Origin of the sequence: Bifidobacterium thermophilum (assembly GCF_037482445.1) — a bacterium.
GTDB lineage: Bacteria > Actinomycetota > Actinomycetes > Actinomycetales > Bifidobacteriaceae > Bifidobacterium > Bifidobacterium thermophilum_B.
Window position 1 is genome coordinate 34,121 of sequence record NZ_JBBHLY010000002.1, and the last position, 13,013, is coordinate 47,133.

8 protein-coding genes and 2 pseudogenes are annotated in these 13,013 nt (G+C 64.4%); 3 read left to right on the forward strand and 7 right to left on the reverse strand.

Annotation, left to right across the window (positions count from 1 at the left end; translation table 11 throughout):
• Positions 1-204 precede the first annotated feature (204 nt).
• From WD012_RS01980 to WD012_RS01985, 3 genes and pseudogenes are all read left to right on the forward strand, one after another.
• Positions 205-945: a class I SAM-dependent methyltransferase gene (locus tag WD012_RS01980; protein ID WP_339562123.1), complete on the forward strand. Its 741-nt coding sequence runs from the start codon at positions 205-207 to the stop codon at positions 943-945.
• Positions 942-1,593, forward strand: a pseudogene (locus WD012_RS08460) (DEAD/DEAH box helicase); the annotation flags it as partial. The gene WD012_RS01980 and the pseudogene WD012_RS08460, both read left to right, overlap by 4 nt.
• Before the next feature lie 68 nt (positions 1,594-1,661).
• Positions 1,662-5,081 (forward strand): annotated as a pseudogene (locus tag WD012_RS01985) (DUF3418 domain-containing protein); the annotation flags it as partial.
• A gap of 440 nt (positions 5,082-5,521) precedes the next feature.
• On the opposite strand, the gene WD012_RS01990 reads toward WD012_RS01985, so the two are convergent.
• The 7 genes from WD012_RS01990 to hisB form a co-directional block, all read right to left on the reverse strand.
• Entirely contained in the window at positions 5,522-6,397 is an 876-nt protein-coding gene (locus WD012_RS01990) for a hemagglutinin (protein WP_339562264.1), read from the reverse strand.
• 456 nt (positions 6,398-6,853) lie between these two features.
• Positions 6,854-8,089: an MFS transporter gene (locus WD012_RS01995; protein ID WP_422614333.1), complete on the reverse strand. Its 1,236-nt coding sequence runs from the start codon at positions 8,087-8,089 to the stop codon at positions 6,854-6,856.
• Positions 8,090-8,372: 283 nt separating this feature from the next.
• Positions 8,373-9,710, reverse strand: a complete 1,338-nt coding sequence (gene glnA / locus WD012_RS02000; RefSeq protein ID WP_339562125.1) for a type I glutamate--ammonia ligase — start codon at positions 9,708-9,710, stop codon at positions 8,373-8,375.
• A gap of 187 nt (positions 9,711-9,897) precedes the next feature.
• Positions 9,898-10,623 (reverse strand): bifunctional 1-(5-phosphoribosyl)-5-((5-phosphoribosylamino)methylideneamino)imidazole-4-carboxamide isomerase/phosphoribosylanthranilate isomerase PriA, encoded by a 726-nt coding sequence (priA, locus tag WD012_RS02005; protein WP_339562126.1) that lies wholly within the window; start codon positions 10,621-10,623, stop codon positions 9,898-9,900.
• 120 nt (positions 10,624-10,743) lie between these two features.
• Positions 10,744-11,391, reverse strand: a complete 648-nt coding sequence (gene hisH / locus WD012_RS02010) for an imidazole glycerol phosphate synthase subunit HisH (RefSeq protein ID WP_339562127.1) — start codon at positions 11,389-11,391, stop codon at positions 10,744-10,746.
• Between the two features lie 119 nt (positions 11,392-11,510).
• Positions 11,511-12,368 (reverse strand): hypothetical protein, encoded by an 858-nt coding sequence (locus WD012_RS02015; RefSeq protein ID WP_422614334.1) that lies wholly within the window; start codon positions 12,366-12,368, stop codon positions 11,511-11,513.
• Complete coding sequence (gene hisB / locus WD012_RS02020; protein ID WP_339562128.1) at positions 12,368-12,967, reverse strand: imidazoleglycerol-phosphate dehydratase HisB; 600 nt, start codon at positions 12,965-12,967, stop codon at positions 12,368-12,370. Before hisB ends, WD012_RS02015 begins: the two co-directional genes overlap by 1 nt.
• Positions 12,968-13,013 lie beyond the last annotated feature (46 nt).

The following is a 13,013-nucleotide window of genomic DNA, read 5'->3' on the forward strand; positions in this document are numbered from 1 at the left end:
ACGTGCGAAAGCTGTCGTGGTGATGGCGGTTCCTTCTTCTCGCATCGCCGAATCGACGGCACGACCGGCGGTATCTTCCTAGTATCAACTATTGTCTTTATTATCAACTTGTTGGACGACAACACCAAGCCGGTTCCGCCGTCAGCGACAGGCGGGGCGGGACGGCACGGCCAACGGACGTTTGCAGGAAAGAACACAAGGGATATGGCAGTATCGAAGGCACATCACGGCACCAAGAATCGCGATGCCCGGCGCGGGAACAACACGCATGGCACGGCCGAGCAGAGCACAGCCGAGCAGGATACAGACAAGCAAAGCACAGCCGAGCAGAGTGCAGGCAACGAACAGTATTTCGCCGCGAATCCCCAGTCCGCGGATGTCAGGCGCGAGCGTCAGGTGACGTTGCGCGGCTATGAGGCCACCGTGCAGACGTCCAACGGCGTGTTCTCGGGCAATCGTGTCGACCTGGGCACGTCCGTGCTGCTGCGTCATGCGCCCATGCCGCCGGAGCATGGCACCGGGCTTGACCTGGGGTGCGGATGGGGGCCGATCGCCCTGGCGCTCGGCTTCGAATCGCCGGAACTTGACGTCTGGGCGGTGGACATCAACGAACGCGCCGTGGACCTGACCGGCGAGAACGCGAAAGCCAACGGTCTGGAACATGTGCACGCCGTCACGCCGGACGCCGTGCCGGCCGATCTGGCTTTCGACGTGATCTGGTCCAACCCGCCGATCCGCATCGGCAAAGAGGCGTTGCACACGCTGCTCATGGCATGGTTGCCGCGATTGAACGACGGCGGTGCCGCATATCTGGTGGTGCAGAAGAACCTCGGCTCCGACTCGCTCATCCCCTGGCTCGCCCAGGCGCTCGGCGACGGGTATTCGGTAAGCAAATACGCGAGTTCCAAGGGGTATCGCGTCATCGAGGTGCTGCGTCAGGCATGAAATTCACATACCCCCAAGAACTGCCGATTTCCGCGGCCCACGACGAGATCATCGAGGCGGTGAGACACTCGCAGGTCGTCATCGTCTCCGGGCAGACGGGTTCCGGCAAAACCACGCAGATCCCGAAGATGCTGCTGGAAATGGGACGTGGCACGCATGGCCACCAGATCGTGCACACGCAGCCACGCCGTCTCGCCGCGCGCACGGTCGCTGAACGCATCGCACTGGAGATGGGCGTGAAACTTGGCAGTGAAATCGGCTACCAGGTGCGGTTCACCGACGAAAGCTCCCCCAATACCAGGCTGCGCGTGGTCACCGACGGCATCTTGCTCGCACAGATCCAGCGCGACCCGCAGCTCAGCCGCTACGACACCATCGTGATCGACGAGGCTCATGAACGCAGCCTCAACATCGACTTCCTGCTCGGCTATCTGACCGCGCTGCTGCCCAAACGCCGCGATCTGAAGCTCGTGATCACTTCGGCGACCATCGATTCGGAGAAGTTCCGCGACCATTTCGAGCACGCGTTGCACACCAAGGTGCCGGTCATCGAGGTCTCCGGACGCACCTACCCCGTGCAGATCGTCTACGAGCCCTTGGGCTCGCTGCCGGCGCTCATGAACCATGTGCCCGGTTTCGCCAATCCGCGCAATCCCGTGCTCGGCGGGGGCGACGCTCGCGACGGCAACTCAGGCGTCGGCAACAGCGCGAACAGCGACGACGACCAGACCGACGTGCCTACCGCGGTTGCACGCGCCTGCGCCGAACTGGTCATCCGTTCCAGCCATGAGCACGGGCCGCGGGACATCCTCGTCTTCGCGTCCGGCGAGCGGGACATCCATGATTTCGAAAACGCCCTGCACCATCATTTCGGTCCGCGGACCGCGGATATGCGCCGCCCCGACGCCATCGAGATCATGCCGCTGTTCGCCAGGCTGTCCGCCAAGGAACAGCACAAGGTGTTCGAACCGCACACCCACCAACGCATCGTCATCGCTACGAATGTGGCGGAGACATCGCTGACCGTGCCGGGAATCCGCTATGTCGTCGACCCCGGTACCGCGCGTATCTCACGCTATTCGAAAACGGCGAAGGTGCAGCGCCTGCCGATCGAGCCGATTTCGCAGGCGAGCGCCGACCAGCGTTCCGGCCGGTGCGGGCGTGTGGCCGATGGCATCGCGATCCGTCTGTATTCGAACGAGGATTATCAGACGCGGCCTCGCTTCACGGAGCCTGAGATTCTGCGTACGTCGCTGGGCGCGGTGGTGCTGCACATGCTGTCGGTCGGTGTGGCGCACACGGTCGACGACATCACGCATTTCGGGTTCATCGACCCGCCGGATGTGCGTTCCGTGTCCGACGGATTCAACGAGTTGACTGAACTCAAGGCGGTCAGTCATAAACATGGTGAAGTCAGACTGACCAAGATAGGCCGGCAACTGTCCCACATCCCGATCGACATCAGACTCGGGCGCATGGTCATCGAAGCCGCCACCCACACCACGCCGAACACGCTGGCCGCCGTGCTGGTCGTCGTCGCGTTCCTCAGCTTGCAAGACCCGCGGGAACGCCCCGAGGACAAACGCGAGGAAGCCGACCGGATCCACAATCGGTATGCCGACCCGACCAGTGATTTCCTCACCGCGCTCAATATTTGGGACCGCGTGTTCCAAGTGGACGGCGAGCCGGGCAACAACACGTTGCGTCGCATCTGCAAGGCCGAGTATTTCAGCTTCCTTCGCATGCGGCAGTGGAAAGACCTGGTCGCCCAGCTGTCCCAGATGTGCCGCGAACTGAAATTCCGTGTAGGCGAACCGCAGCCGATCTCCCGGCCGGGGCTTGACATCCGCAATCTGCCGATGAACCAGCAGGCGGCGCACTCCATGTGCTGCACGTGGGACGCGCAAGGCATCCACCAGTCGATGCTCGCCGGCCTGCTGTCCATGATGGGCATGCAGGTGGTGCGCGAGCCGAAAGCCTCGGATTTCGCCGGACTCAAGGGGGCGGCCAAAGCACGGGCAATGAAACGCGCGCAGAAAACCGCGAAAAACGACTATCAGGGCGCCCGCGGCACACGATTCGCGCTGTTCCCCGCGTCCGCGGTCGCGAAAACCACTCCCCCGTGGGTGATGAGCACGGAACTGGTGGAAACCTCCCGCCTATGGGCGCGGTATTCCGCCGCGATCGACCCGGCATGGGCGGAACCGCTGGCCGGCTCGCTCACCCGTGTCACCTATGCGGAACCGCACTGGTCCGGCTCGCGCGGGTCGGCGGTCGCGCAATCGAAAGTCCTGCTGTACGGCCTGCCGATCGTGCAGGACCGCCCCGTACAGTGGGGGCGCATCAACCCGCCCGAAGCGCGTGATTTCCTGCTGCGGCAAGGCCTGGTCGAAGGCGATATCCAGCAGCGCTTCCCGTATGACGGCTTCATCGAGCGCAACCGTGACATCCTCGAGGAAGCCGCGCAGGATGCGGACCGCACCCGGCAAGTCGCCGACACGGTCAGCGACGAGGACCTGTTCGACTTCTACAATGCCGTCATTCCTACGGATATCACGAGTGTCGCCGATCTGGCGAAATGGTGGAAAGTCGAGCATGACCAGCAGCCGCACCTGCTGGATTTCGACCCGGCGAATGTCGAGCGGCTCCAGCAATCCGGCAGCGTCAGCATGGACGACTACCCGGAATACTGGCATACGCTCGGCACCGACGGCACGCCGATCGACCTGCGGCTGAGCTACAAGTACGAGCCGGGCGCCCCGGACGACGGCGTGACCGTGCACATTCCCATCAAAGAACTGTCACGGTTGACACCTGAACAGTTCACATGGAACGTGCCAGGCCTGCTCGACGAGCTGCTGCTCGGCATGATCAAATCCCTGCCCAAAGCGTTGCGCGTCCAGTTCGTTCCGGCCCCCGACACGGCCAAAGCGATCCGCGAGGCGATTGACGAACGATATCCGGATTTGCCCGGATCCGGGGAGATGGGGAAGCCGAACCTGCCTGATGGTGATCTGCAAGAAAACTCACAGGGAGCCGGTGCGAACGTGTGGCCGGATATTGTCCACGCGTTCACCGCAGCCGCGATCTCGACCGTCGGCGCGCAAATCCATCCGGAGGTCTACACCGACGAGCAGATCAGCAAACTCGCGCCCTATCTGCGGATGACCTTCAGCATCGAACAGCCGCTGCCGCAAGCAAAATCCCAGCATCGGCACGGCAACGGGCATGGGCATGGCGGGCGGCCGACAGTCAAAGTGCTTGGTACCGGCAAATCCTTGGTCGGGCTGCAACGGCAGTTCGCTCAGCTCGCCGCCGCATCCGCGCGCAAAGTCGTGCAACGGCAGGCGAAAGCGGCCGAAGCGCAAGGCAAGATCGTGCAGCAGGCGAACCTGCTGCACAAGGCGGGAGCCACCACCAAACCGCGCGCCGACATCCTGTGGGCCGGCGCATTGGACAGCCTGCGTCTGCCATCGGAGCGCATCTCCTCCAGATGGCTGGGTGCCGAGGCACTCATGCTGGCGAGCGCACCCTACCGTTCCACCGCAGATCTGGTCGAAGACCTACAGCTCGCCGCCGTCAAGCGCCTGCTGCCGCGCGTGGACAGGCTGCCGGACGATGAGGCGCTCGCCCAGGCGGTCAGCGGGGTCTCGGAAGTGTTTGAGGATACCGTGTACGCGGTCGCGCATGACGTAATCGCGATCCTCAAACGGTACGCCGAAGTGGACAAGGCGGTGTCCGGCAAGGCCGACCTGCCGATGCTCTCGGTGCTGCAATCGGTGCGTGAGCATATCGCCACGCTCGTGTTCCCCGGGTTCATCGGGGCCGCTCCCCCCGATGCCCTGCCGAATATCGAACGGTATCTGCACGCTGATCTGATGCGTCTGGCCAAAGCGAAAACCGACAAGAACCGGGACGTGCGCTGGGCGTGGCAGGCCGATGAGGCGCGCGAGCTCGTGGACAAGGCCATGGAACGCGCCAAGGCGGAGCCGGCCGGACCGCGCCATGAGCTGCTGCTGGGCAAGGCGACCGAAGCGCGGTGGATGCTCGAAGAGTTCTATGTGTCCCTGTGGGCGCAGGAACTGGGCACGGCCAAACCGGTGAGTATCCAGCGGATCCGCAAGGCGCTCGCATAGGCGGGACACTCGAGGTGTCTGACGCGTCTCAATCGGCCATCGGCCGCGGACGGGTTCACACCCAACCGTGTGAGGATCGGCTCACACTACAGCCATCGGGCAGGCCAAATCATTCTTAGGGGACAGTCGTGACCGCTGTTGTGTGAGTCAAACCTCACACAAAGACTGTCCGGCACCCACGGATCCCCGATTTAGCCCATTCCACCCACCATCGTGTGAGCCGATCCTCACACGATGACAGGTAGAGAGTTGCGAACCGACCGCCTCGGTTCCCCAAGGCACCACCATGTGAGCCAACCCTCACACAACGACGGCCAGAACGCTACGAAACGCTACGAACCGGTCGATGGCGACTCCCCCGGGAGCCGCCGTGTGAGCCGACCCTCACACTCTGTCCGTGTGACAGCCCGGCAACCCGTGCCGCCGACATCCGCCTTCCACTACGAGCGCGGGTTGCCGAACCAGCCGGTGTAGATGATCGAGAAGTTGCGGTTGCCGTAGGCTGAGCAGGAGTCGCCCTCCCCCGCCCCGGCGGCGAGCGCGGCCGTGTTCGGCTGGTAGGGCGTGTAGATGTACAGCAGCGCGGTCGCCTTGTTCTCGATGTACACCTGGCTGCCGCCGCAGCTTGCGTCGGGACTGTATTGGATGTAGTTCATCTTCCCGGCGTGGTATCCGTAGGTGTCCTCGTGCTGCAGGTAGTACTTGTAGCGTTTTGCCGCACCGTACACCTGCCGGAAGAATCCGGCGTACTGCGGGTCGCAGCTGTTGTCGTCAGGGCAGCTCAGGCCCATCGCCGCCTTGAACTGGAAGGCGGTCGTACTGGTCGCGGTGACCAGGTGCTGTTCCTTTTGCAGCACGGTGAGCAGGACTTTCGGGCTGACGCCGCAGGCTTTGGCTGATTTGCTGATGATCGCCGCGGCGGTTTCGCCTTGCGCGCCTTGGTAGACTTCGCATTCGCTGCCGGCTGGCTCGTTTTCGCTGTCGAAGGTCATGACGCGCAGGCATTGGCTGCCGGTGCAGGAGGCGCCTTGCTTGTCGAGGAACGCCTGGATTTCGGCTTGGCTCATGGCGTTGCCGTTGAAGAACTGACCGTCGGAGATGATGTTGCCCGGGTTGAACCCGTATTGTTCGGCGGTCCGGTTCTGCCGGTATTCGGCGACGGCGATTTCGGCGCGCCATTGGATGACCCGGACAAGTCCCATGACCAGCGCCATGGCGCAGATGATCGCCATGATGGTTTCCAGCGCTATCAGGCAGCGTTTGCCGGGTTTTGCGTTCTTCCATGCGGTGCGGTATTGCGATTGGCGTGCGCGTATCCACCGTTTCCAGGCCGGTCCGCGCCGGGTTGCGGTCTTGCGCGGCGAAGCAGCCTTGGCTGAGGCCTTCGCGGACTTCTTGGAAGGTGTTTGCGAGGACGTTCCGGATGTCTTGCGCGTGGTACCGCGTTGCGATACCGCTCGTTGCTGCGCGGCGGCACGCCGTGGCTTGCCTGCTGCGTTTCCTGCGGCAGGTGCTGCTGTGGACGCCGGTGTCCCCGGTTTGCCTGACTTGCCTGGTTGGCCCGATTTGGCTGGTTTATCGGACTTGTTGCCGGCTTTGACAGACGCCGTCTTCCCTGATTTCACTGTCCTGCCGCCCTGGACTGCCTTGCTGTCGTTGTGGCGGCCACGTTCCTGCCGTCCGTCGTGCTTGGAGCCCGTCATGCCGTGCCTGTCATCATCATGCTGGTCTTCCATCATCTCTGCCATTGTAAGCTACCGCAAGTCCTGGGCTCACTTGCCGAGCTCGGCTTGGGACGGGTGCAATCCGCTGACGCTCAGGGCGGCGAGCAGCGCGAAGACGGCGCCGAACGGCCCCAGCCATGCCAATCCAAGATGGTCGTTGACGACGCCTCCCACCGCTGATCCGAGCGCGATGCCGATATTGAACGACATGGAGTTCAGTGACGCCGCAAGGTTCATGGATCCCGGATGCGCCTGCGCCGCAACATCCATGTACAGCACCTGGGACGAGGAGTTCTGCAGGTACATGAACAGGCCGAGCATGATGAGCAGCAATGCCCCGGCGACCGGCAGGAGCCCGGCGAACGCCAGCAGGCACAGCAGCACTGCATGGATGAGGTAGACCGGACGCATCCGCGCCATCGGCGCCACGCCGGTCCCCCGGTTGGCAAGCCGCCCGCTGTACAGGTTGCTGCACAGGCATGCGGCGCCGAACACCATGAGTCCGATACTGACGAACCGTTGTGGAATCCCGATATCGTCACGCATGATCGGCGTGAGATACGTGTAGAACACGTAGCTGGCAGCCGCACCGAACAGCACCGCGAACACGCCCAGACGGATGCGGCGGTCGGCGAACAGGCGGAATTGCGGCAGAAAACCGATGGTCATCGGATGGCTGTTGCGCGGCAGTACCGCGACCATCGCCATCATGAGGATGACAGTCAGGGCGACGATCAGCACGAATGCCGCACGCCATCCGAAGGTCTCCGCGACCCACGTGCCCACAGGCACGCCGACGACCGAGGCGATTGAAAAGCCGGAGAACACCCAGGCGATGAACCGTGTGCGATTCGCAGCGCTGGATACGTCCGGCGCATACGTCATGGACACGGCGACTGTGGTACCGGCCACGAGGGCGATCATGATGCGTGCCACGAGCAGCACCGGATAGTTCGACGCGACCATGCACAGGATATTGCCGGCGAGGAACACCGCAACCAATGTCATATGCGTGGCGAAACGCGGGAAGCGTGCGGACAGCGCCGAGCCGATCGGCGTGGCCGGGGCGTAGGCGACCGCGAACAGGGAGACGAGGTTGCCCACGGTGACTTCGCTCACGCGCAGTCCGCGCGCGATCTGCGGGAGAATACCGACCATGATGAACTCGCTGAGCCCCAGCATGAAGCTCAACGCGACCAAGGTGACGACCGCCGGCGTGAAGAACCTGGTGTGGGTAGGCGTGTTCTTCGGATGGTGTTCGCGCGTATCGGTATCGTCAATCATATCCCGAGGCTCCTTCCGTGCGGCTGTTTGCCGCCCACCCTAGTGAACCACCGGGCGTGCCTGAATCCTCTTTCAGCGTGTCAATCGTGTGACGATCCTGCCGCTCCGCCCGCACCGGTTGCGCTCCCCATCCCGCTGATGCCATCGAACCGCAGGAACCACCGGAGCCGCCAGAGACACCATCGGCACGAACCGCCGTAAAGCCCAAAGGCAGCAACATGGGCCGTGCCCCGCTGCGATCGAGTCGCAACGGGGCACGGTGGGTACTCAACAGCCCGAAGAATCACAGACGCTGCAGATACTTGCCGAGCTCGTACGGCGTCACCTGACGGCGATACTCCTCCCACTCCCGGTGCTTGTTGCGCAGGAAGTACTCGAAGGCGTGCTCACCCAAGACACCGGCCACGAAATCGGACTTCTCCATGATCTTGAGCGCCTCGTCCAGCGATTCGGGCAACGGCTGGATGCCCATCGCCTTGCGTTCGGCGTCGGTAAGCTCCCACACGTCGTCGCTGGTCGGCTCGCCCAGGGTCATCTGCTGCTCGATGCCGTCAAGGCCTGCGGCCAGCAGCACGGAGAACGCGAGATACGGGTTCACGGCCGGATCGAGCGCGCGGAACTCCATACGCGCGGAATTGCCCTTGCCCGGCTTGTACTGCGGGATGCGCAGCAGCGCGGACCGGTTGTTGTGGCCCCAGCAGATGTAGCTCGGCGCCTCGGCGCCGCCCCACAGACGCTTGTACGAGTTGACGTACTGGTCGGTGACCGCGCAGATTTCCGCCGCATGGTAGAGGATGCCGGCGGCGAACTGGCGGGCGATCAGCGACATGTTGAACTCCTGGCCAGCCTCGTAGAAGGCATTGGAATCGCCTTCGAACAGGCTCAGGTGCGTGTGCATGCCGGAACCCGGCTGGTCGGCGAGCGGCTTGGGCATGAAGCTCGCGTGGATGCCGCGTTCGAGGGAGATCTCCTTGACCACCGTGCGGAAGGTCATGATGTTGTCCGCGGTGGTCAGCGCGTCAGCGTATCGCAGGTCGATCTCGTTCTGGCCGGGGCCGGCCTCATGATGCGAGTATTCGACGGAGATGCCCATCTGCTCGAGCATGTTGACGGTCGCACGACGGAAGTCCATCCCCGGGCTGCGCGGCACGTGGTCGAAGTACCCGCCTTCGTCGATGGGCGTGGGGGCCTTGGACCAGTCTTCCTGGTTCTCGAACAGGTAGAACTCGATCTCCGGGTGCACGTAGAAGGTGAAGCCCTTCTCCTTGGCCTTGGCGAGCGCCTGCTTGAGCACGTGGCGCGGGTCGCCGAGGGACGGCTCGCCGTCCGGGGTGAGGATGTCGCAGAACATGCGGGCGGTGCCTTGCGGGCCGCCGCGCCATGGCAGGATCTGGAAGGTGGACGGGTCCGGTTTGACGATCATGTCGTCTTCGGAGACACGGGTCATGCCTTCGATCGAGGAGCCGTCGAAGCCGAGCCCCTCTTCGAACGCCGCTTCGAGTTCGGCGGGGGCGATGGCCACTGATTTCAGTGTTCCCAGTACATCCGTGAACCATAGGCGGATGAAGCGCACGTCTCGTTCTTCCACTGTGCGCAGGGCGAACTCTTGCTGTTTATCCATAGGTCTCATCGTCCCATCGAAATATTACGGACATGCTACACGGATGCGACATTGCCGTGCGCATCCCTCGGTTTGCGTGGTTTTTCGCCGGTTGTACCGCGGATTTCGCAGGTTGCGGCATCCGCGATGCGGGCGGCGTTACGTGGGTATCGTGTCGGCTGCCGGCAGGGGTCACCGCTGGAGGCGATCACCGGGTGACGTCGAGCGCTTCCTCAAGGGTGAAGGCGCGTGCGTACAGGGACTTGCCCAGAATCGCCGCGTCCACGCCGAGCGGGGCGAGTTCCTTGATGGCACGCAGGTCGTCGAGGCTGCTGATGCCGCCGGAGGCGGTGACGTGGGCATCGGTGCGTTCGGCTACCTCGCGCAGCAGCGTGAGGTTCGGCCCGCTCATCATGCCGTCGCGGGCGACGTCGGTGACGACGTAGCGCGAGCAGCCGACGGAGTCAAGGAATGTCATGGTCTCGAACAGGTCGCCGCCTTCCTTGACCCAGCCGCGGGCGGCGAGCGTGTGTCCGCGCACGTCGAGGCCGACGGCGACGCGGTCGCCGTACTTCCTGATGACCGAGGCGGTCCATTCGGGGTTCTCGAGCGCGGCGGTGCCGATGTTCACGCGTGCGGCGCCCGCCTGGAGCGCGGCGTCGAGGCTGTCGTCGTCGCGTACGCCGCCGCTGAGCTCGATGTTGACCTTGTCGCCCAGCTCCTTGACGATGGCGCCCAGCTGGTCGCGGTTGTCGCCGGTGCCGAACGCGGCGTCGAGGTCGACCAGGTGGATCCATTGCGCGCCGGATTCCACCCAGGTGCGGGCGGCCTCGAGCGGGCTGCCGTAGTCGGTTTCGGAACCGGATTCGCCTTGGCGCAGGCGGACCGCCTTGCCGTTGCGCACGTCTACTGCCGGAAGAAGGGTGAGGGTCATGGTGTTCTCGTTTCTGCGGGGTGTGCCCGCCGTCGGGGCCGGCCGCCCGGCCGGCTATCGGTTGTGGTGCGCGTATCCGCCCGTCCGCGATGCGACACCGCCGCGGATGGGCGGGGAATGTTAGAAGGTCGCGACCCAGTTGCGCAGCAGCCGGGCGCCCGCCTCCGCGGATTTCTCCGGGTGGAACTGCGTGGCGGACAGGGGGCCGCGCTCGTAGGCGGCGACGAAACGGCTGCGCCCGTACGTGCACCACGTCACTTTCTGTTCCGCTCCGCCGAAGTCGATCTGCTCGGCGGACAGGTCCGCGGGCTGCGCGTCCATGGCCGCATAGGAGTGCACGAAATAGAAGCGCTCATCGCCCACGCCTTGCAGCAGTACGGAATCCTGGGGCGCTTCGACGGTGTCCCAGCCCATGTGCGGGACCACGTCCGCGTCCAGCAGGTCCACGTCGCCGCGAATCAGGCCCAGGCCGTCGGATGGTTCGCCGTGCTCGTTGCCGTGCTCGAACATGATCTGTTCGCCGACGCACACGCCGAGCACGGGGCGTCCGGAGCGCAGACGGTCGAGAACCACCCGGTCCCCGCCGACCTCGCGCAGGCTGTCCACGCATGCCCCGAACGCGCCGACGCCGGGCACGACCAGGCCGTCGGCCTCGATGGCCTGACGGTGGTCCGACGTGAGCGTCACGTCCAGGCCGAGATTGGCGAGCGCGCGCACCATGGAGCGCACGTTGCCGAAACCGTAGTCGAAGACCACTACCGATGTCATCGTTGTCCTTTCCTTTGCTGTCGCGCGCGTTGCGGCGTGCGCGCGGCCCGTATGTTGTGCCGGCGTGTGCAGGCGTTCCTACGCTACCCTGCGATTGTTTCGCCCTTCCGGCGGTCCGGTCAGGCGATGGACGAGTTGCCGCGCCCGAATCTGGTGTGTCGCGCGAGGATGGCGAGCGCCTGGTCGCGGTCGAGGTTGTCGGAGTCGAAGCTCTTGGTGTCCTCCAGGATGGCGCTAAGCGGGGCGATGCCGAGCATGAGGTCCTCGACGAACGGCGCCGCGGCGGAGAACAGGATCGGTGGGGCGAAGCTGTCCCGCGTCTCGCCTTGCAGGTACATGGTCGCCTCGAGCTTGTCGGCGCGGTTGACGACCAGTACCGCGGGCATGCCGGAGACCACGGTGGTCAGGTCCTTGGCTGCGGCTTCCGGCCCGTCGCCGTCGAGGTTGCGCAGGACGGCGACCGCGCCCTGGGGGTCGTCCAGGCAGATGGCGCTGATGTCGCTGAGCTGGCAGAACGCGGCGAGCAGTTCGGCCGAGGTCAGTCGCGTGATGATGGCGGCGACTTTGGCCTTGTTGCCGAGGAGTCCTTGCAGCTCGTCGTCGAAACTGGTTTCGATGGCGGATGGACTGTCGCCTGGGGCTGCCGCGTCGGGGTCTTCGATATCGGAGATGTCGAAGACGGCGGAACCGGCGGGATTGTCTGGCATGTCGGGGTCGTCTGGCATGTCGGGACCGCCGGCGGCATTGGATGCGGTCTGCTGGCCCGTGGCCTGTGTATCGGATAGGTCGGCGGGATGATCGCGGCCGGCTTGGTCGCCGGCGGTGTCCTGCTCGAATTCGCGTTCGAAATCGGCCATGGCCGCTTCGAGCTCGGCATCGTTGAAATGCAGGCCGTCGCCGCTGGGTTCGCCGTCATCCGAAGGCGGAGTGCCGTCCGGATCGCCCGGATCGCCCGGCTTCCTGGTGTCATCGGCCATCACAGGGCTCCCTTGGTGCTGGGGATGCCGTCGACGCGCGGATCGGGTTCGATGGCGAACCGCAGGGCGCGGGCGACCGCCTTGAATTCGGCTTCCGCGATATGATGCGGGTCACGGCCGGCGAGCAGCTGCAAATGCAGGCAGATGCCGGCGTGCAGCGCGATTGATTCCATCACGTGACGGACAAGCGAGCCGGTGAAATGCCCGCCGATCAGGCAGTATTCGAAGCCTTCCGGCTCGCCGGAGCACACCACGTACGGGCGGCCGGAAATGTCGATGACCGCTTTGGCGAGCGCCTCGTCGAGCGGGACGGTCGCGTCGGCGAAACGTCGGATGCCGCGCTTGTCGCCGAGCGCCTGGCGCAGGGCCTCGCCGAAGACGATGGCGGTGTCCTCGACGGTGTGGTGCACGTCGATGTCGGTATCGCCGCTCGCCTTGATGTTCAGGTCGATGAGCGAATGCTTGCCGAGGGCGGTCATCATGTGGTTATAGAAGGGCACCGACGTGTCGATTTCGGTTTTTCCTGTGCCGTCAAGGTTCAACGACAGGTCGATCGTCGACTCGCTGGTCTTGCGCACGATGTGGGCTGTACGTGCCATGTTTCCTCCTCAGTTCCGGCCCGGGTGTGCGGGCCGGATTGATATG

Bases quoted from the DNA above. Each gene is read 5' to 3' on its own strand.
- WD012_RS01980 (WP_339562123.1), top strand. From the start codon at position 205: ATGGCAGTATCGAAGGCACATCACGGCACCAAGAATCGCGATGCCCGG.
- WD012_RS01995 (WP_422614333.1), bottom strand. From the start codon at position 8,089: ATGATTGACGATACCGATACGCGCGAACACCATCCGAAGAACACGCCT.
- glnA (WP_339562125.1), bottom strand. From the start codon at position 9,710: ATGGATAAACAGCAAGAGTTCGCCCTGCGCACAGTGGAAGAACGAGAC.
- priA (WP_339562126.1), bottom strand. From the start codon at position 10,623: ATGACCCTCACCCTTCTTCCGGCAGTAGACGTGCGCAACGGCAAGGCG.
- hisH (WP_339562127.1), bottom strand. From the start codon at position 11,391: ATGACATCGGTAGTGGTCTTCGACTACGGTTTCGGCAACGTGCGCTCC.
- WD012_RS02015 (WP_422614334.1), bottom strand. From the start codon at position 12,368: ATGGCCGATGACACCAGGAAGCCGGGCGATCCGGGCGATCCGGACGGC.
- hisB (WP_339562128.1), bottom strand. From the start codon at position 12,967: ATGGCACGTACAGCCCACATCGTGCGCAAGACCAGCGAGTCGACGATC.